Source organism: Flavobacterium sp., from assembly GCF_965284515.1.
GTDB lineage: Bacteria > Bacteroidota > Bacteroidia > Flavobacteriales > Flavobacteriaceae > Flavobacterium.
This window is the reverse complement of record NZ_OZ260089.1, coordinates 913,144-932,584: the sequence shown is the minus strand read 5'-3', so window position 1 is coordinate 932,584 and position 19,441 is coordinate 913,144. Positions and strand designations below refer to the sequence as shown.

Sequence of the window (19,441 nt, the reverse complement as noted above, 5' to 3'; positions counted from 1 at the left end):
TAAATTATGAGTACTAATAAAACAGAAAAAGAATTTAAGCTATCGTCATGGGCCATTGAAAACAAGATGACTATCTATGTAACGATGATTATGTTCTTATTTTTAGGATTATCAGCATATTACAGTATGCCTCGAGAAGATTTTCCTGAAATTAAAGAAACTAAAATATACATAAGCACTGTTTATCCAGGAAATACGGCGGAAGACATTGAACGTCTTATTATAGACCCATTAGAAGAAGAACTTAGAAACGTAAGTAACGTAGTTAAAGTTTTATCTACTTCGCAAGAAGATTACGGAATTATTACTGTAGAATTTGATGAAAGAATTACAGTTGATGCTGCAAAACAAAAAGTCAAAGATAAAATAGACGTTAAAACGAGTGGTGAAGACTGGCCAACATTTAATGGCGCTAAAGTAGAGCCAAATGTTTTTGATTTAAACATGTCGGAGGAAGTTCCTATTGCTAACATCAACATTAAAGGAGATTATCCGGTTGATAAGTTGAAGTTGTTTGGAGAATATCTTGAAGATAAAATTGAAGCATTAGATGAAATTAAGCAAGTTGACATTCGTGGCGCACAAGAAAAAGAAGTAGAAATTGCTGTCGACATCTATAAAATGATGGCCTCAAGAGTAAGTTTTGACGATGTAATAAATGCAGTTAGAAACGGAAACGTAACTATGTCTGCAGGTAATTTAATATCAAACGGACAAAGAAGAACTATTCGAATTTTAGGTGAAGTTGAAAACCCTTCAGAATTAGAAAACTTTGTAGTAAAAACTCAAGGTGGAGCAATTTACCTAAAAGATATTGCTAAAGTAACTTTTAGAGAAGTAGATAAAACAACCTATGCAAGAGAGTTTGGGAAGAGAGTTGTTATGCTTGACGTAAAAAAACGTGCTGGTAAAAACATGATTGAAGCTGCGGAAAAAATTAAAACTATAATTAAAGATGCAGAAGAAAATGTTTTTCCAAAAGACCTAACGGTTACAATTGCAAATGACCAATCATCAAGAACTCTTAATCAGGTTGATGACCTAGTAAATAATATCATTTTTGGTATTATTCTAGTTGTGGGTGTCTTAATGTTTTTCTTAGGATTTAGAAATGCCCTTTTTGTTGGTTTTGCTATTCCTATGTCAATGTTTATGTCATTCATGATATTAAACGGACTTGGTTATACCATGAACACCATGATTCTCTTTGGGTTAATTATGGGTCTTGGAATGCTTGTGGATAACGGAATTGTAGTTGTAGAAAACGTATACCGTTTAATGGAAGACGAAGGCATGAGCCGAATTGAAGCTGCTAAAAAAGGTATTGGTGAAATTGCATTACCCATTATCATTTCAACAGCAACAACTGTAGCAGCTTTTGTTCCACTAGGAATGTGGCCAGGTACAATGGGTCAATTCATGATTTATTTTCCAATTACATTATCGGTTGTTTTAGGTTCATCTTTATTTGTAGCAATCTTTTTTAACTCGGTAATGGTATCACAATTTATGGATATCAATGAAAAAATACTTTCTAAAAAGGCTTTAATTAAATTGACACTTATTCTTGGTGGATTAGGTCTTTTTATTTTAGTTTTTGGTGGAACCTTGAGAGCATTAGGTTCGGTTATGATATTCACCGCAATAATGTTTTGGATTTATAAATATGCTGTAAAAGGTTGGACACTTTCGTTTCAAAACAATGTATTAACCAAATGGGAAAACTGGTATGAAAGCGGTTTAAAATTCTTTTTATCAGGCAGAAAACCATTTCTAGTTGTTGGTGGAATGGCGCTAATGTTCTTTGTGATATTAGGTTTATACTTCGGATGGAGCGTTGGAAGCGGAAGAACTAAAGTTGAGTTTTTTCCAGACAATACACCTAATCAAATTATTGTTTATGTAGAATATCCGCAAGGAACCGACATTGCAAAAACAAATGAAATTACCGAATCTATTGAAAAACGTGTTTATGCAGTTGTAAATTCTGCGGAATTTATAAATACAGAAGATAATACAAATTATTTAGTTGAAAGTGCAGTTGCCCAAGTAGGTGAAGGTGCAGGTAATCCTCAAACAGACGGTGGTTCATCTGCGGAAATGCCTCACAAAGGGAAGATTACAGTTTCAATGAGAGAATATAAGTTCAGAAACGGGTTAGATTCTGAAGATCTTCGTAAAAAAGTACAAGAATCTTTAAAAGACATCTATCCTGGAGTTTCTATTTCTGTAGAAAAAGACGCTGTCGGTCCGCCTGCAGGTTATCCAATCAATATAGAAATTAAAGGAGATGATTATGCAGAATTAATCAATACTGCAGAAAAAATGAAAGACTTCTTGGCTTCTAAAAACATTCCTGGTGTTGATGAGCTAAAAATTGATGTCAACAAAGGAAAACCGGCAATGAAAGTAGTTGTTGATAGAGAAAAAGCGGGTGAAATGGGGGTTTCTGCTGGTCAAGTTGGAAATCAATTGCGTCGTTCAATCTTTGGTGAAAAAGCAGGAGTGTATAAAAAAGATGGTGAAGATTATGATATCTATGTTCGTTTTAATGAAGAAAACAGATACAATAAAAGTGCTATTTTTAATCAAAATATTACATTTAGAGACATGGCATCTGGACAAATTAAAGAAATTCCAGTTGCTACAGTTGCCTCTCAAAAGAACACCTCATCATTTAGTGCAATTAAACACAAACAAACGAAAAGAGTTGTTGTTTTGTATTCAGCTTTAGCTCCAGGATTTACTGATGCTGGTGCAGCTGTTACCCAAATTAAGGCTGAAATGGATGCAAATTTTAAAACACCTAAAACCATAGAAATTGATTATACAGGACAGCTTGAAGAACAAGGAAAACAAATGGCATTCTTAATGGGTGCATTATTTACAGGTTTATTCTTAATTTTCTTAATCTTAATTTTCCAGTTTAACTCGGTTTCAAGACCTGCAATTATTATGGTGGCTGTATTTTTAAGTTTTATTGGAGTATTCCTAGGATTAATGGTAACAGGATGGCCTTTTGTTATTATGATGACCATGATGGGAATTATTTCCTTAGCAGGAATTGTAGTTAATAATGGTGTTGTGTTGTTGGATTATACCGATTTATTAATTGCAAGAAGAAAAGAAGAATTAAATCTTCAAAATGATGCACAATTAGAAAAAGAAGAAATATTCAATGCAATTGTTACTGGTGGAAAAGCACGTTTAAGACCTGTATTGTTAACCGCAATTACAACTGTATTAGGTTTAATTCCATTAGCAATTGGTTTCAATATTGATTTCTTCAGTTTGTTTGCAACGGGTAATCCACATATTTATATGGGAGGAGATAATGTAATTTTCTGGGGGCCTTTAGCTTGGACTGTAATCTTCGGATTAATTTTTGCTACGTTCTTAACCCTAGTAGTAGTTCCTGTATTATTTTACTTAGTGAACTTGTTTAAAATATGGTTAAAGACAAGAAAGTTAAAAGCGATTGAAGAATAATTTTTAAATAATTAAGCATAAAAAAAGCTCCTAATAACTTAGGAGCTTTTTTTATTTTATGTATTGTTTTAGTTGTTTACTAGTGCATCTTGAGACCATTTTTTTACAGCATCAATTTTACTTTTAGAAAAATCAACTTCACTTAAAGATTTATCATTCCAAAAGAACCACTTTCCTACTTTGGCTCCGCTTTCATACTCTCCCATCGTTTGCTTGGATCCGCTTTCAGTATAAGAAGTCCATTTTCCATGAAGCTTTCCATCTAAATAAAAACCTTCTTGTTTAACTTGACCATTATCATGAAAATATGTTGCCTTAACCATATTATCAACTATTTCGAATTTTGGTTTAACTTCTTGTGCAAAAAACATTCCTGAAACCAATAACGCAGCTATTAAAATTATCTTTTTCATATTTTCTTTTATGTTTTAATTAATATTATAATAACAAATATAAAAAATAATTTACACTAACCAAACTTTTTCTTAACAATTTGGTAACATTGTCTTTTTTAAACAAAAAAAGCCAATGTTTTTTTACATTGGCTTTCCTATAAATTTTATAGAATTACTTTAATATGTTGTCAAATAATTCAATTAAAGATGGAGATGAAGGTCTTGGTGCATCAGCATTAACAATTTCTCCGTTTGGTCCAACAAGAATAAATCTTGGAATTCCGTTAATTTGAAAGTCTTTTACAAATTGTGAGTTCCAATCATTATCAGCAAATAATTGAATTCCTCCAAGTTCTTTATCAGCAACAAATTTTTTCCACTTATCATGATCTTTAGCTCTATCTATTGAAATGCTAACAAATTCAATATTTTTATCATGATATGCTTCTTCTACTTTCTTTAAGTGAGGGATTTCCGCTCTACATGGTCCACACCAAGTTGCCCAAACATCAATATAAACAAATTTACCTTTTAAGCTTTCTAACGATGTTTTTCCTCCTTTATAATTTTCATAATCAAATCCTGGTGCTTTTGCGCCGTTCATTTTTCTTACTTCTAAACCTTTTTTGTAATATTCAGTTAAACCTTTCATCCCGTTTTCAAAATCTTCTTTATATTTTGAAACAAAAACAGCATCTAAATTAGCATTATCAATAGCGTTTATTACATTTTTCTTTCTTTCTGCCATTAACTTCTCAAAAACTTCTTCATCTGAAGCTAGTAAAGTATCATAGTCATAAGATTGTGAATCAACAGCAGACTTAACTAAGAAGTTATTCTCTTTTGCTCCTTTACCTTTAAAAACAATAGACTCGTCAAATTCAGCTGCATCCATAGTCAGAACTAATTCAAAACCGTTTTTTAAATACAACTGTGCGTATTCTTTACCATCAAACATTTGATAAAAACCTTCCTCAATTTTAAATGTGCTTTTAAACTCACCCTTTTTATTCAGAGAAATAGTTTTTGAGAAGTTATTTCCTCCTCTTATTACAAGACTATCGCTATTTCTATTTTCAATTTTTGCAGTAAAAACGACTTCATCTTTTCCTAAAAAAGTAAAAGATGAAAAAACAACTACTAATACTAATAAAATTATTTTCTTCATGATATAAATGTATTTTTCGTAAAGTTATTTATTTTTTTGAAAAAGAAATTAAAAAAAAGTTAATCTTTAAGGTATAATGTTTAGATTAAACTATTAAAATTAAATTTTGTTAGTACTTTTGCAGAAATATTTTTTCCAATGTACAGAAGTCATTCATGCGGAGCTTTAAACGCTTCAAACATAAATACAGAAGTAACCCTTGCAGGTTGGGTTCAAAAATCACGTGATAAAGGATTCATGATTTGGGTCGATTTAAGAGACCGTTATGGTATTACTCAATTAATTTTTGACGAACAAAGAACTGACAAAGCAGTTATTGAAAAAGCAAAATCATTAGGAAGAGAATTTGTAATTCAAGTTAAAGGAACTGTTATTGAAAGAGAATCTAAAAATCCTAACATGCCAACAGGCGAGATTGAAGTTTTAGTTTCTGAGTTAACTGTTTTAAACGAAGCGCTTCTTCCTCCTTTTACGATTGAAGATGAAACTGATGGCGGTGAAGACATTCGTATGAAATATCGATATTTAGATATTCGTAGAAATCCAGTAAAAAACAACTTATTATTCCGTCATAAAGTAAGTATGGAAGTTCGTAAATTTCTTTCTGATGAAGGCTTTTGCGAAATTGAAACGCCTTACTTAATTAAATCTACTCCAGAAGGTGCTCGTGATTTTGTAGTTCCAAGTAGAATGAATGAAGGTCAGTTTTATGCGCTTCCGCAATCGCCACAAACTTTTAAGCAATTGTTAATGGTAGGCGGAATGGATAAATATTTTCAAATTGTAAAATGTTTCCGTGATGAAGATTTACGCGCAGACAGACAACCTGAGTTTACACAAATTGACTGTGAAATGGCCTTCGTAGAGCAAGAAGATATTTTAAATATTTTTGAAAACTTAACACGTCATTTATTAAAAGAAATTAAAGGTGTAGAAGTAAAAAAATTCCCGAGAATTACTTACGACTACGCCATGAAAACATACGGAAACGACAAACCAGACATTCGTTTTGACATGAAATTTGGAGAGTTAAATGCAGTTGCACAATACAAAGATTTTCCAGTATTCAATGCTGCCGAATTAGTTGTGGGTATTGCAGCTCCTGGTTGTGCTTCTTACTCAAGAAAAGAAATTGACGCCTTAATTGACTGGGTAAAACGTCCACAAGTTGGTGCTTTAGGAATGGTTTATGTAAAATGTGAAGTAGACGGTACATTTAAATCATCTGTAGATAAATTTTACGATCAAGAAGATTTAAAAAAATGGGCTGAAGCTACAAATGCTAAAGCAGGTGATTTAATTTTAGTACTTTCTGGTCCTGCTGACAAAACACGAGCGCAACTTTCTGCGCTTCGTATGGAAGTAGCAACACGATTAGGATTACGTAAAGCCGACGAATTTGCTCCTCTTTGGGTTGTAGATTTTCCTTTATTAGAATGGGATGAAGAAAGTGATCGTTATCACGCAATGCATCACCCATTTACTTCTCCAAAACCAGAAGATATTAAATTGATTGAAACAGAGCCAGGAAAAGTGAGAGCAAATGCTTACGATATGGTTTTAAACGGAAACGAAATTGGTGGAGGTTCTATTCGTATACACGATAGAGAGTTACAATCAAGAATGTTTGACTTACTAGGTTTTAGTAAAGAAGAAGCACAAGCACAATTTGGGTTTTTATTAAATGCTTTCGAATATGGTGCACCACCACACGGAGGTTTGGCTTTTGGACTAGATAGATTAGTTTCTATTTTAGGCGGTCAAGAAACCATTCGTGATTTTATTGCTTTCCCAAAAAACAATTCAGGAAGAGATGTTATGATTGATGCTCCTTCTAAAATCGACAATAAGCAATTGGAAGAGCTGCACATTCAATTGAATTTAAAAAATTAACAATGAAATACCTAATCAGATCACTTGTACTTGCGGTAATTTGCTTTGTTTCTTATGGTTATTTTCATAAAAATCAAGGCAACGTTGAAGGAGACAAATGGGTTGGAATTGGGATTTTAATTATGGCCTTAGTTTTAATGCCAATATTTATTTATCATAGATATAAGACCAAAAACGTCAAGGACTATGTGTTTAAATCAGCTGAAAAAGATGAGGAAAACATTGAAAATCAATAATTTTATAAATAAAATGTTATTCCAATTATGACTTTTTAGAAAATAAGTCTATCTTTGGCACATTATTAATTATTTTATATTACAAAATGGCTACAGGCACAGTTAAATTCTTCAATGAAGAAAAAGGTTTCGGATTTATTACTAATGATGAAACAGGTAAAGATATTTTCGTACACGCTACAGGATTAAGAGTTGATTCTTTAAACGAAGGTGATAAAGTTCAATTCGAAGAAGAAGAAGGAAGAAAAGGTATCGTTGCTGCTCAAGTGGAAGTTATCGAAGACTAATAAAGAATTCATTACCTCAAAAAAAACCCAGCAAAAGCTGGGTTTTTTTATTTTATATCAAATTCATAATTTGAATAGGCATCTGAAATTTCATCAAAAATTTTGAACAACCCTTCTAAATCATCTGTTGTTACTAATCTTTGTTTGTACTCTTTAAAACTGTGAATTCCTTTGAAATAGTTTGTGTAATGCCTTCTCATTTCTACAATTCCTACACGCTCATTCTTCCATTCAACAGACCAGATTAAATGATTTTTTGCAGCTTCAATTCTATCTGCCATTGAAGGTGGAGCCAAAATCTCACCTGTATTAAAATAGTGCTTTATTTCGTTAAATATCCACGGATAACCAATTGCTGCTCGGCCAATCATCATTCCGTCTAAGCCAAATTTATTTTTATATTCTAATGCTTTCTCGGGTGAATCAATATCACCATTACCGAAAATAGGCATTGTAATTCTTGGATTGCTTTTTACTCTTGCAATATGTGACCAATCTGAATGGCCTTTATACATTTGCGCTCTTGTTCTTGCATGAACCGTTAATGCTTGTACTCCAATATCTTGTAACCGTTCTGCAACCTCATCAATATTAATAGAATTCTCATCCCAGCCTAAACGGGTTTTTACCGTAACTGGAAGACTTGTTCCTTTAATAACAGCCTTAGTTAAACGCACCATTAAATCAACATCTTTTAACACTCCTGCTCCTGCTCCTTTGCACACTACTTTTTTTACAGGACACCCAAAATTAATATCTACTAAATCGGGCTGAACTGTTTCAACAATTTTAGCCGACATTTCCATGGCTTCTTCATCACCGCCAAAAATTTGAATTCCAACTGGTCGTTCGTAATCAAAAATATCCAACTTCTTTTTACTTTTCATTGCATCGCGAATTAATCCTTCTGAAGAAATAAATTCAGAATACATTAAATCTGCTCCATGCATTTTACAAAGTCTACGAAAAGGCGGATCACTCACGTCTTCCATTGGCGCTAAAAGCAAAGGAAAATCAGGTAATTCTATGTTTCCAATTTTTGGCATTAATTGTATTTTTTTTGCAAAAATACAATAAGATTTTTGAATGTTCCTTTTTTGAATGTTGATTTCTGTATATTCTAGCTTCAAGAAACCAATATCTTACTATAAGAATCCAAAACTTTGAATTATATTTGCAGATTATATGTTACTATATTGAAAAGCGTTAAGGATTGAAGCGACATCCTTTTGTGTAAAGAAATGAAACAAAAGATCTAGCTAAAAGCCTGACCGTAAAGAAGAGGAGGTAACGCCCAAATAAATGAAGAATGAAAAATATTAGAAATTTTTGTATTATAGCTCATATTGACCACGGTAAAAGTACTCTTGCCGATAGATTACTTGGCGCCACTCAAACTGTAACTGCTCGTGAAGAAAAAGCACAGTTATTAGATAATATGGATTTAGAACGTGAACGTGGTATTACCATTAAGAGTCACGCTATACAAATGAATTACAAACATAATGGAGAAGATTATATTTTAAATTTAATTGACACTCCAGGACACGTAGATTTTTCTTATGAAGTTTCTCGTTCTATTGCTGCTTGTGAAGGCGCTTTACTTATAGTTGATGCAGCTCAAAGTATACAAGCCCAAACTATTTCTAATTTATATTTGGCTTTAGAAAATGATTTAGAAATCATTCCTGTTTTAAATAAAGTAGATTTACCAAGTGCTAACCCTGAAGAAGTTAGTGATGATATTATTGATTTATTAGGCTGTAAATTAGAAGATATTATTCATGCTTCAGGAAAAACTGGTTTTGGAGTTGATAAAATTCTGGAAGCTATAATTGAAAAAGTTCCTGCTCCAAAAGGAAATATTGACGAGCCTTTACAAGCCTTAATTTTTGACTCTCACTACAATCCTTTTAGAGGAATTGAAGTAATTTTCCGTGTTAAAAATGGAGAAATTAAAAAAGGTCAGAAGATCAAATTCATGGCAACTGGAAATGAATATTTTGCAGATGAAGTTGGAACATTGAAATTAAATCAAGTTCCAAAAGACAAGATTTCGACTGGTGATGTAGGTTATTTAATTTCAGGAATTAAAGAAGCTAAAGAGGTAAAAGTTGGTGATACTGTAACTGATGCAAAAACACCAACCACTAATATGATTACTGGTTTTGAAGATGTAAAGCCAATGGTATTTGCCGGAATTTACCCTGTTGATACCGAAGATTTTGAAGATTTGCGCGCTTCTATGGAAAAATTACAGTTAAATGATGCTTCTTTAGTATTTACAGCTGAAAGTTCGGCTGCTTTAGGTTTTGGTTTCCGTTGTGGATTCTTAGGAATGTTACATATGGAAATTATCCAAGAGCGTTTAGAACGCGAGTTTGACATGACTGTTATCACAACTGTTCCCAATGTATCTTATCATGCTTATACTAAAAAAGAGCCTAACACTATTTTAATTGTAAATAATCCTTCTGATTTACCAGAACCTTCAAAACTTGACAGGGTTGAAGAGCCTTATATAAAAGCAACTATTATTACAAAAGCTGATTTTGTAGGTAACGTTATGAGTCTATGTATTGAAAAACGCGGAGTAATTACTAATCAAACTTATTTAACTACAGAGCGTGTTGAGTTGAATTTTGACATGCCTTTAGCCGAAATTGTATTTGATTTTTATGATAGACTAAAAACAGTTTCCAAAGGATATGCTTCTTTTGATTATACACCTATAGGAATGCGTGAATCAAAATTAGTAAAATTAGATGTTTTATTAAACGCACAGTCAGTAGATGCTCTTTCTGCGTTAATTCATGAAAGCAATGCATATTACATTGGTAAAAAAATGTGTGAAAAGTTGAAAGAATTAATTCCAAGACAACAATTTGACATCCCTATTCAAGCAGCAATTGGTGCTAAAATCATTGCTCGTGAAACAATTAAAGCTTTACGTAAAGATGTAACTGCTAAATGTTATGGTGGAGATATTTCGCGTAAGCGTAAACTTTTAGAGAAACAGAAAAAAGGAAAAAAACGTATGCGTCAAGTAGGAAATGTTGAAATTCCTCAAGAAGCATTTATGGCTGTTTTAAAACTAAACGATTAAACTAAACTCAACAAATTATTTAAAAGTTTAAAAATTTCGCAATTTTTAAACTTTTTTAATTTATAATTATCCTGTATTTGATAAAATTTATTAAATTTAATCAGAACTGATACTTGTCCTACAAAGAAATCACTATGAAAAAGATTTATTATTTAATTATATTAGTATCAACCAGTTTGTTTTCTCAAACAATTACTGTTGATGACTCAGGGTATACACCTACTGACTTGGTAACTTTACTCCTGGGGAACTCATGTACTGAAGTAAGTAATATAAATGTATCTTCTACACAATCTGTTGCTTATTTTAATCAAAACGGATCTAGTTTTCCCATTGCTGAAGGAATTATAATTAGAAATGGGCAGGCATCTTTAACACAAGGCCCTTATACTGACACTAACTTAAGTTCTCAAATAAATACGAATGGAGACACTTATTTACAAACCATAAGTAATAATAGTGGCCAAACTGCCGGAATTACTGATGTAGCATTTTTAGAATTTGATTTTATACCATTATCAAACAATTTTAGTTTTAATTTTTTATTTGCATCAAATGAATATGGACAATACCAATGTGGCTTTAGTGATGTATTTGCTTTTGAATTAACAAATTTAAGTTCAGGAGTGTCTGTAAATCTTGCTGTAATTCCGGGAACATCTACTCCAGTAACTGTAAAAGACATAAGAGATAATGCAAATAATCCTGATTGCAGTTCTTCAAATTCAAACTTTTTCGACATTTATAATGTGACTAACCCAGCCGCATCTACCCTAAATATGAGGGGGCATACTGTAGTAATGAACGCTTCTTCTGCAGTAATACCAAACACTCCTTATAGAATTAGACTGGTGATTGGTGATTATAATGATTCGGGGTTTGATTCAGCTGTTTTTTTAGACGCGGGTAGTTTTGAAACCACTTTAGATCTAGGGTCAGATCAAACAATTTGTTCAGGAGACTTGTACACTTTAGAAACGGGATTAGACCTTACATATAATTATATTTGGTATTTAAATGGAACTCCAATAGCAGGTGAAACAGCTCCAAATTTAGATGTAACACAACAAGGAACATATACTGTTGAAGCAACAAAAGGAACTTGTTTGATTACAGATACTGTTGTTTTTACAAACTTATCTGTAAATAACCCACAAAATATTGAAGTTTGTGACACAGGAGCTGCTACATATTCTTTTGATCTTACTAATAATGACGAAGCATTTTTAGGAATAAATAATGCTGATTATGATATTTTCTATTATAATTCTATAACTAATGTTGCAACCAACAACCCAATTCCTTCAGGAAATTTAACAAATTACGTAAGTCCAAGTGGAGCAACTATTTTTATTAAAATTTTCAATCTTAATACTGGTAATTTTTGCAATGCAATTTACACATTCAGTCTTATTGTAACGGATCCTGTAGTTTCAACACAACCAAATAATGTTGAACTTTGTGAAGTTAATGGAGGGACGTCATTTGTATTAAATTCGTTGGATTCAGAAGTTTTAAACGGTGAAAATCCTATCGATTATACCATAACATATTATAATTCTATTGGAGATGCTACTTCAGGAGCATCTCCAATAACAAATATTACTATTCCTAATGGAACTACAAGTATTACTATAGGTATTCGAATGCAAAGCAACACTAATCCTGCTTGTTTTGATGTAACTTCTGTTGTTATAATTATAAATCCGCTGCCAGATGTTGATAGTATTCCTGACGTCATTGAATGCTCAAATTACACTTTACCTCCCATCTCTCCAGGAACATATTATAGTGGGCCAAATGGAACTGGTACTCAATTAAATGCTGGAGATATTATTGATGAAGGAGGAACGTACTATATATTTATAGGGCCTGATTCTAATGGATGCGTTAATGAATCTTCTTTTTTAATCACCTTAATTGATGAATATGTACCTCAATTAGACAACTGCGGAATCTTTATTGTTCCCTCACCTCCAAGCAACATAGGAGATTTTTACACTGAACCTGACGGGCCAAATGGAACAGGTGTAATTATTCCAGTAGGCACTGAATTTGTTAATACTTCTCAAACCCTAATGGTTGAAACAATTTATTATTATGCAGAAGTAAATGGTACTTTGTGTCGAGACGAAAGATTTGATATAAATATTCACCCTATGCCGCTTCTTGACAATCCAGATGATGTTACTACATGCAACTCATATACATTACCGGCATTAATAAATGGTCAATACTACTTAAACTCGGGGGGACCCTCTGTTGCTGGACAAGTTCAGCTTTTTGAAAATGATGTAATTGATGTTAATGGCCCGTATTTTCCAGGAACATATTATATTTATAATGAGTTGGAATATACAGATGTAAATGGCTTTTCTGCCTTCTGTATTGATGAAAATACAATTACTTTTAACTTAGTTGACACTTCTCAATTTACAACCATTACAAGCTGCGGAAGCTACATGCTTCCTGCAATATCTTATGGAAATTATTATACTGCGTCTATGGGAGGAGGAACATTAATTGACCCCGCTATTCCCATTACAACATCACAAATTGTATATTATTACACTGACACAACAATTTTACCAAATTGTACAAACAACTTAAATTACAACATAACAATTAACCCACTACCTTTAGTTGATACAATTATAAGTGATACATACTGTGGAGAATTTATATTACCAAACCTAATTAATGGTACTTATTATCTACTTCCAGGGGGACCCACATCACCTGGACAAGTGCAATTAAACCCAGGAAACATTATTGACCTGTCTGGTGTTAACTTATCTCCTGGAACTTATTATATTTTTAATGGTCCAAATGCAAATGGTTGTACTAACGAAACTAGCTTTACAATCAACTTAAATGCTTTTCCGCCTATTGACGGTGTATTAGACCGAACAGAATGCAGTCCATACACAATTTCAACTCCAACAAACGGGACTATATATACTGAAATTGGAGGTCCTAACGGAAGTGGAACTGTTGTACAACCTTCAGATTCATTTGACTATACAAGTACTTTTTATATTTACAACATTGATAGCTCAACTGGTTGTGAAATTGACAGGCCATTTACGGTAACTTACAGCGGAAACAATCTTCCCGATTATCAAGATGTTTTTGTGTGTGAATTTGAAAACTATACACTACCTGCCTTAACACATCAAGCACCTACACCTTTTAATTACTCTATTGGTTACTATTATGATACAAATGGTGTCAATCCTGTACCAAATGGAACTGTATTTAACACACCAAATACTCAAACTACAATTTACGTTTATGCTTCAAATGGAGATCGAATCATATGTAATGAAGAAGATAGTTTTGTAATTACGGTTTCAGAAACTCCAATTCTTCCAAATTATTCAAACATAGTTAGATGTGGTTCATATACATTACCTCCTTTACCAATTGGAAATTACAATGTAAACTACTACAATCAACCAAATGGTGTTGGGTTAATAAGCGCTTCTAATTATACATATAATACCCCAGGAACCTATGATGTATATGTTTATGCGACATCTATAGAAAACACAAATTGTAATGACGAGAGGTTTTTTCAAATTACAATATATCCTTTGTTAGATTTAAATATACAAGGAGGAATAATTTGTGTAAATCCTATCACTGGAATAACAGAACAACCTTTACTATTAAATTCAGGATTAAATCCTACAGATTTCACAGTTGAATGGTATTTAAACGGAAATCTTATGGGAACAGGACCCACTTATTTAGCAACTGAAGCCGGCACATATGATGTTGTTACAATAAAAGTTTCAGCAGAAAATCCACCTGATTGTAATTATAACCCAACAAGTGTTTTGGTTGAACAATCAAGTTCTGCTATCGCATCAGTAAGTATTAGCGAACCTTTTGATAATATAGCTGTAATTACCGTAAATATAGAAAACGGGATAGGAGAATACATATATCAATTAGATAATGGAGCTTTTCAAGCAAGTAATCAGTTTTACAATGTAAGTTCTGGTGAGCATATAATAACCGTTAGAGATATTTTTGGTTATTGTGGCGATTTTATTTTAACTGCAACAGTTATAAAATATCCTAAATATTTTACTCCAAATGGAGATGGAGCAAATGAAACATGGAATATTTTTGACCTAGCAATTGATCATCCTGAATCAATTATTTCTATTTTTGATAGATATGGGAAATTAATTAAGCAAATTTCACCAATTGGAACAGGATGGGATGGAACCTATAATGGCAAAAAGCTTCCTTCCACTGATTATTGGTTTAATGTTAATTACATTTATGAAGGTCAAGAAAAAATATTTAGAGCCCACTTTTCACTAATAAGATAAAAAAAAGACCGAGTAAAAACTCGGTCTTTTTTTTAACTATTTTTTAAATTGATAACTTCTTGTTCTGTTAAAAATCGCCAATTACCTCTAGGTAAATTCTTTTTTGTTAGACCTGCAAAAGTAACACGGTCTAATTTAATAACATTGTATTTTAAGTGTTCGAATATTTTTCGAACAATCTTAACATTAGCCGTTTTCATCTTAATACCAATCTCACTTTTAGGTTGATCTTCGATGTAGGTAACTTCTTCTACATAAACTCTAAATTCATCAATTGTTAGGCCGTTTGAGATTTTTTCCAAATCATCGTACTTAAGATTTTTGTCTAAAGTCACTTGATATAACTTTGATGACCTTTGGTTAGGTGAAGTAAATTTGGTTATAATGTCTGTATCATTAGTAAACAACAACAAACCTGTTGTTGTTTTGTCCATTCTGCCAACTGGTTGTAAATTAGCTTTTGTTGCACCTTTTACTAATTCTAACACATTTGAATCACCTCTGTTTTCATCATTTACTGTTGAAAAATTCTTAGGCTTATTCAACAAAAGGTATTCTTTCTTCTCAGGTGTAATTGTCGATCCGTCAAATTGAACCACATCGGTTAATTTTACTTTGTAACCCATTTCGGTTACTGCTACGCCATTTACCTTTACATTACCACTTTGAATATAAATATCTGCATCTCTACGGCTACACATGCCTGAATTTGCAATGTATTTGTTCAGTCTTATTTCATCTGGGTTTTTAGGTGCTTTCGGTGCCTTTGGTGCTTTTTGCTCTCCAGGCTTAGTTGCAAATTTTGATGCCGTTTTTCTTAACGGCGCATTTCCTCTTGAAGTACTAGGTTTTTTAGCTCCACCTTGTCTTGCTGAGGTTCCTTTTTTCTTACTGTTATCTCCTTGATGACGAGTCATTTCTTACTATTTTTTTTGCAAAGATATAACTAATATGTGGATATCAATTTTTTTCCGTGTAACAAAACTTGCGGTTCTATTAAAACTATACAAAAAACACCAGCAAGAATAATCAATTTAATTAAAAAATGAAGCTTGACAAATTCTTGTTTCGTTTTAGATTTCCATAATTTTAGTAAGAAAAAAATTAAGATCAAGTAACTTGTGTAAAAATAAATATCCATATAGCCCACATCAAATACATCTATTAAAAAGTAAACAGGAATGATTGAAGAGAGGGTTAAAAAAGAAATTGTATATTTTGCTGCATTTTCTCCAAAAAGAACAGGAATAGTTTTATAATCAACAACTAAATCTCCTTCGATATTTTCTAAATCTTTAACGAACTCTCTAATTAAAATTAGCAAATATAAAAATGTTGCATGTGCAAAAATAACATCATAAAAATTCTTATAATACATTAACACTCCAAAAAAAGGCAAAACTGCTAAAAGTGCGGCAACTAGATTTCCTATAAAAGGAAACTTTTTTAGTTTATGTGAATAATACCAAATGATGAAAATATATGTCGAAAAAAACAAAACGGCTCTCCAAGAAATAAAACTGGCTAAAAAAGCAACGAATAAATTGATTGAAAAATAAACTTTCAGTTTTGTGCCTTGACTTACCAACCTGTCCAACATTGCCTTTCTAGGTCGATTGATTAAATCTTTTTTACTGTCATAAAAATTATTAATAATATAACCCGAAGCAATAGTTAATGATGAAGCCATTACTATTAAAAACAACTTCAAATCTAATAAAACATCTAAAGCGCGTTTATTAGTGGCTAAAATAAATATTGCTGATAAATATTGTGCAAGCGCTACAACCCAAACATTATAACCTCTAACTACAGAAAAAAGACTGAAGATTTTAGTTAGAAATAATTTAGATTTTCTTGAAAGCATTTAAAACTAAAATTGATAAACTACTTCTAATTTAAAGTCTTTTAATGATTCTTTTGCTTTATCAATATCTTGAGTGAAACCTAAAATATAACCGCCACCACCAGAACCACAAAGCTTAAGATAGTAATCGTTTGTATCAATGCCTTTTTGCCAAACTTGATGAAATTGTTCTGGAATCATTGGTTTAAAATGATTTAAAACAACTTTAGATAGTTTTTTTGTATTTGCAAAAAGTGATTTAACATCACCGTGTAGAAAGTTTTCGACACAATCATCTGTATATTTTATGAATTGAGATTTCAACATTTTACGGAAACCATTATCTTTCAAACTTTCCATAAAAAGAGTAACCATAGGTGCAGTTTCTCCAACAATTCCTGAGTCTATTAAGAAAACAGCTCCTTTACCATCAACACTTTGAGAAGGAATTCCTGTTGGTTCAATATTATCTTTAGAATTAATTAAAATGGGCAAACTTAAATAACTATTTAAAGGATCTAAACCAGAGCTTTTCCCATGGAAAAAAGATTCCATATTTGAAAAGACCGTTTTCAATTTCAATAATTTTTCTCTTGTTAAATTTTCTAAAACTGTAATTTTATCAGTTGCATATTTATCATAAATAGCAGCAACTAAAGCACCACTACTTCCTACTCCATAACCTTGAGGAATACTTGAATCAAAATACATTCCGCTTTCAACATCGCTTTTTAAAGCAGCCAAATCAAAAGAAACTAATTCAGGTTTATCTTTTTGCATTTGACTTAGATAAGAAGCAAATCGAGATAAACTTTCATTAGATTTGATAGCTTCTTGAGAAGGGTTTTCAGAAACCTTTAAAGTTCCTTTGTAAAAATTATAAGGAATAGACAATCCTTTCGAATCTTCTATAATTCCGTATTCACCAAAAAGTAATATTTTAGAATAAAATAATGGTCCTTTCATAACTTTTCATATTCAGTTAAAGTAAATGTACAAAATTAAATTGATTTCGCACCATTTCCAATTTGATCACAAATGTACTGCTCATTTTGGCAATAGCCAATCAATTCATTGTTAATAAATTGCAAAACTTTGTCTTTTACATTTTCTGGGTACAAAACATGCACATTTGCTCCCGCATCCAATGTAAAACAAACTGGAATTTGAGTTTCATTTCTAAAACTCCAAATTTTATTAATAATTTCTAAAGTATTTGGTTTCATTAAAATAAAATAAGGCATCGAAGCCATCATCATAGCATGTAGAGTCAACGCTTCACTTTCTATAATTTTAATAAACTCCTCAATGTTTCCTGATGATAAAATTGACTTAACTGCTGATAAATTAGTATGTGCTTGTTCAAATCTTTGTTGGGCAAATGGGTGTCCGTTCATTAAATCGTGACCCACTGTACTTGAAACTTGTTTTTCGCCCTTATCTACTAATAAAATAGTGTCTTGATAATTCTTAAAATTAGCATGTAAATTTTCAAATGGAACTCCGAATAAATCAGATGAATTTTCAGTTTCTGTATGTTTTCCCCAAATTACCACTTCGCCTTTTACACTTCTACACGCACTTCCCGAACCTAATCTGGCTAAAAAAGAAGCTTTTTGGTTAAAATAATCATCTGTCATTGTTGGGTTGATTTCCTTTTCTAAACTCATTATATTCATTGCAATTGCAGCCATTCCAGAAGCGGAAGATGCAATTCCTGAACTGTGTGGGAAAGTATTTTCAGTATCAATAACAAAATGATATTCTTTTATATAAGGACAATATTGCTCAATTCTTTGAAAGAATTTTAAAATTTTAGGTTTAAAATCTTCTTTGGGTTTGCCTTCAAAAAACAAATCGAATGTAATTTCAGAATTGTCTGTTTTCTTAGTTACTGCTAAAGAAGTAATCGTTTTACAATTGTTCAACGTAAAACTGATAGAAGGATTTGCAGGAATCTGGTTTTCTTTTTTACCCCAATATTTTACCAATGCAATATTACTAGGAGCGCTCCATTTAAAATTTGCTTTTTCAACAGAAGAAAAATCAGTTGCAATAAAATCCTTTTTAGTTAACATAATCGTTTATTTTATGCAAAAATACCATTTTAGATTAATTAGTTAATTGAATAATTGTTAATTTGCACTTAAATTAAACTTTCATGAACAAGTATTTAAAAATCGCTTATTTCGTAATTATCTGTTTAGCTGTTGGCTACTTATCAAGCTTAGTCACTCAATCGTCAATTGCGACTTGGTATCCGACTATAAAAAAGCCTGTTTTTAATCCGCCAAATTGGGTTTTTGCGCCTGTTTGGACGTTACTTTTTATCATGATGGGAGTTTCTGCAGGATTAATTTGGGATAAAATTACTGAGCAAAGAGAATTGGTTAAAAAAGGACTTTTGTTTTTTATTGTCCAATTGGCTTTAAATGCTTTATGGTCGTATTTATTTTTCGGATTAAGTAATGTTTTATTAGCTTCTATTGAAATTGTAATTCTACTTTTAGTAATTTTCGAAACGTATTTAGTTTTTAAAAAAATTGATAAAAAAGCAGCAATGCTATTAATTCCTTATATGGCTTGGGTAAGTTTTGCTACGATTTTAACCGTTAGTATTTTAGTGTTGAACTGGTAATGTTTTTTCCAACACATAGACACATAGATTATTTATT

At 31.8% G+C, this 19,441-nt stretch carries 14 protein-coding genes; 7 read left to right on the top strand and 7 right to left on the bottom strand.

Features of this window, described 5'->3' with window-relative positions:
• The first annotated feature begins 6 nt into the window (after positions 1-6).
• The gene (locus tag ACQ65T_RS04225; RefSeq protein ID WP_430399853.1) at positions 7-3,489 is read left to right on the top strand and encodes an efflux RND transporter permease subunit; all 3,483 of its coding nucleotides are present in this window, start codon (positions 7-9) and stop codon (positions 3,487-3,489) included.
• A 68-nt stretch (positions 3,490-3,557) separates the two neighbouring features.
• Here ACQ65T_RS04225 and ACQ65T_RS04220 read toward each other — a convergent pair whose 3' ends face one another.
• Together ACQ65T_RS04220 and ACQ65T_RS04215 are read right to left on the bottom strand one after the other, a co-directional pair.
• Complete coding sequence (locus ACQ65T_RS04220) at positions 3,558-3,902, bottom strand: toxin-antitoxin system YwqK family antitoxin (RefSeq protein WP_430399852.1); 345 nt, start codon at positions 3,900-3,902, stop codon at positions 3,558-3,560.
• A gap of 154 nt (positions 3,903-4,056) precedes the next feature.
• Positions 4,057-5,052 carry a TlpA family protein disulfide reductase gene (locus ACQ65T_RS04215; protein ID WP_430399851.1) on the bottom strand — a complete coding sequence of 332 codons (996 nt, stop codon included), beginning with the start codon at positions 5,050-5,052 and terminating at the stop codon, positions 4,057-4,059.
• A 138-nt stretch (positions 5,053-5,190) separates the two neighbouring features.
• On the opposite strand from ACQ65T_RS04215, the gene aspS reads away from it, so the two are divergent.
• From aspS to ACQ65T_RS04200, 3 genes are all read left to right on the top strand, one after another.
• A complete protein-coding gene (gene aspS, locus ACQ65T_RS04210; RefSeq protein WP_430399850.1) occupies positions 5,191-6,945 on the top strand; it encodes an aspartate--tRNA ligase in 1,755 nt (584 codons plus the stop codon).
• A gap of 2 nt (positions 6,946-6,947) precedes the next feature.
• A complete protein-coding gene (locus tag ACQ65T_RS04205; protein ID WP_430399849.1) occupies positions 6,948-7,181 on the top strand; it encodes a hypothetical protein in 234 nt (77 codons plus the stop codon).
• Between the two features lie 86 nt (positions 7,182-7,267).
• Positions 7,268-7,468 (top strand): cold-shock protein, encoded by a 201-nt coding sequence (locus ACQ65T_RS04200; RefSeq protein ID WP_430399848.1) that lies wholly within the window; start codon positions 7,268-7,270, stop codon positions 7,466-7,468.
• A 47-nt stretch (positions 7,469-7,515) separates the two neighbouring features.
• Here ACQ65T_RS04200 and dusB read toward each other — a convergent pair whose 3' ends face one another.
• The gene (gene dusB, locus ACQ65T_RS04195) at positions 7,516-8,514 is read right to left on the bottom strand and encodes a tRNA dihydrouridine synthase DusB (protein ID WP_430399847.1); all 999 of its coding nucleotides are present in this window, start codon (positions 8,512-8,514) and stop codon (positions 7,516-7,518) included.
• A gap of 263 nt (positions 8,515-8,777) precedes the next feature.
• Here dusB and lepA point away from each other — a divergent pair, with 263 nt between their 5' ends.
• Entirely contained in the window at positions 8,778-10,574 is a 1,797-nt protein-coding gene (gene lepA, locus ACQ65T_RS04190; RefSeq protein ID WP_430399846.1) for a translation elongation factor 4, read from the top strand.
• 134 nt (positions 10,575-10,708) lie between these two features.
• On the top strand, positions 10,709-14,920 hold the full coding sequence (locus tag ACQ65T_RS04185; RefSeq protein WP_430399845.1) for a choice-of-anchor L domain-containing protein: 4,212 nt from the start codon (positions 10,709-10,711) through the stop codon (positions 14,918-14,920).
• A gap of 32 nt (positions 14,921-14,952) precedes the next feature.
• Here the strand turns inward: ACQ65T_RS04185 and ACQ65T_RS04180 are convergent, their stop codons facing one another.
• Genes ACQ65T_RS04180 through ACQ65T_RS04165 form a run of 4 tightly spaced genes read right to left on the bottom strand, consistent with a single transcriptional unit; the run spans position 14,953 to position 18,844 of the window.
• Positions 14,953-15,837: a pseudouridine synthase gene (locus tag ACQ65T_RS04180; protein ID WP_430399844.1), complete on the bottom strand. Its 885-nt coding sequence runs from the start codon at positions 15,835-15,837 to the stop codon at positions 14,953-14,955.
• 29 nt (positions 15,838-15,866) lie between these two features.
• Entirely contained in the window at positions 15,867-16,787 is a 921-nt protein-coding gene (locus ACQ65T_RS04175) for a geranylgeranylglycerol-phosphate geranylgeranyltransferase (RefSeq protein ID WP_430399843.1), read from the bottom strand.
• A 6-nt stretch (positions 16,788-16,793) separates the two neighbouring features.
• Positions 16,794-17,732, bottom strand: coding sequence for a mevalonate kinase family protein (locus tag ACQ65T_RS04170; protein ID WP_430399842.1), 939 nt, complete (start codon positions 17,730-17,732; stop codon positions 16,794-16,796).
• A gap of 35 nt (positions 17,733-17,767) precedes the next feature.
• On the bottom strand, positions 17,768-18,844 hold the full coding sequence (locus ACQ65T_RS04165) for a diphosphomevalonate/mevalonate 3,5-bisphosphate decarboxylase family protein (protein WP_430399841.1): 1,077 nt from the start codon (positions 18,842-18,844) through the stop codon (positions 17,768-17,770).
• A gap of 83 nt (positions 18,845-18,927) precedes the next feature.
• On the opposite strand from ACQ65T_RS04165, the gene ACQ65T_RS04160 reads away from it, so the two are divergent.
• Positions 18,928-19,404, top strand: coding sequence for a TspO/MBR family protein (locus ACQ65T_RS04160; RefSeq protein ID WP_430399840.1), 477 nt, complete (start codon positions 18,928-18,930; stop codon positions 19,402-19,404).
• The last annotated feature ends 37 nt before the right edge of the window (positions 19,405-19,441 follow it).